The organism is Nocardioides sp. CPCC 206348, from assembly GCF_048654705.1.
Classification (GTDB): domain Bacteria; phylum Actinomycetota; class Actinomycetes; order Propionibacteriales; family Nocardioidaceae; genus Nocardioides.
Genome location: NZ_JBMCZA010000185.1, coordinates 9703 through 11142, shown reverse-complemented (window position 1 = coordinate 11142; position 1440 = coordinate 9703). Strand labels below are relative to the sequence as shown.

General features: G+C 70.8%; 1 protein-coding gene. It reads right to left on the bottom strand.

Annotated features, from left to right (window positions below; translation table 11 throughout):
- Positions 1–65: 65 nt before the first annotated feature.
- Entirely contained in the window at positions 66–1313 is a 1248-nt protein-coding gene (locus tag ACOADB_RS15205; RefSeq protein WP_378600195.1) for a flavin-containing monooxygenase, read from the bottom strand.
- Positions 1314–1440: the final 127 nt, after the last annotated feature.

Here is a 1440-nt window from a genome sequence, read left to right as displayed (position 1 = left end):
CCACCGGGGGTGAAATGCACACTGGCCCGAACCCCTCCGGGGTCCGGGCCAGCGGCTTGGTGGTGTCAGCTGCCGTAGGTGAGGTAGCTGCGCTGGGTCGCGATGTGGCCGGCGACGTGCTTGGCGTCGTGCCAGACGCCCCAGATGAAGCTGGATCCGCGGCGCGAGAGCCAGGGCAGGCCGATGAAGTAGACGCCGGGCTCGGTGGAGACGCCGCGGTTGTGCTGCGGCTTGGCGGCTTCGTCGAAGGCGTCGACCTGGAGCCAGCTGTAGTCGGTGGCGAAGCCCGTGGCCCAGACGATCGAGGTGACGCCGGCTTCGGCGAGGTCGAGCTCGAGGCGCGGGTTGGTCGCGGCCTCCGGGTCCGGGCCGAGGATGCGGGCCTGCGGCTCCTCGGGCAGGTCGAGCCCGTTGGCCTCGACGTACGCGTCGGCGGCGTCGAGCAGGGCCAGGTAGTTCAGGTCGCCGCGGGTGATGTTGTCGGCGAGGTCGTCGCGGAACCGCAGCACGCCGTCGTCGTACGCATCGGTCAGTCCGACCAGGTTCACACCGAGGGCGGCCAGCGCGCGGAAGTCGACGGTGTGGCCGCCGCGCGCGCCGCTGACGGCGATGGTGACGTGCTCGGCGCCGGCGGCGGGGGTCTCGAGGTCCCACAGGCCGAGGACGCCGAGCCACCAGCAGAAGTCGCGGTCGCGGTAGCTGCGCGGCGGACGGTCGTGTGCGCCGACGGAGAGGTAGACCTCGCGGCCCGAGCGGCGGAGCTCGTCGGCGATCTGGACGCCGGAGGAGCCGGCGCCGACGACGAGGACGGCGCCCTCGGGCAGCTGCTGCGGGTTGCGGTAGCTGCTGGAGTGGATCTGCACGGGTACGGCGCCCTCGGGGACGATCTTCGGAAAGACCGGCCGCTGGAACGGGCCGGTCGCCGCGACGACGTAGCGCGCGTCGATGGTGCCGTCCGAGGTCTCGACGCGGAAGCCGCGCCGGCCCTGGTGGCGCGTCACCGAGGTGACCTCGACGCCGCACCGCACGGGGGCGGCGATCTTCTCGGCGTACGCCTGGAAGTAGTCGGCAACCTGGTCCTTGGTGGCGAACTCGTCGGCACCGACGTCCTGGAACTCGAGACCGGGGAAGCGGTCGTGCCAGGCGGGGCCGTTGGCGACCAGGGAGTCCCAGCGTCCCGTGCGCCAGCGCTCGGCGATCCGGTCACGCTCGAGCACGAGGTGCGGGACGCCGTTCTCGCTCAGGTGCTCGCTCATCGCCACGCCGGCCTGGCCGGCGCCGATGACGAGGACCTCGATCTCTTCGTTCGACATGCCGAGAATCCTCCGCCGCCCCGAACCCCCTGTCCAACAGATGTTGTCGGCCTTCTAGTTCGGTTCTGTTGATGCAGTGGCACGACCGGCGGTAGGTGACTACATCTGTTTCATCGATGAAGGTAGC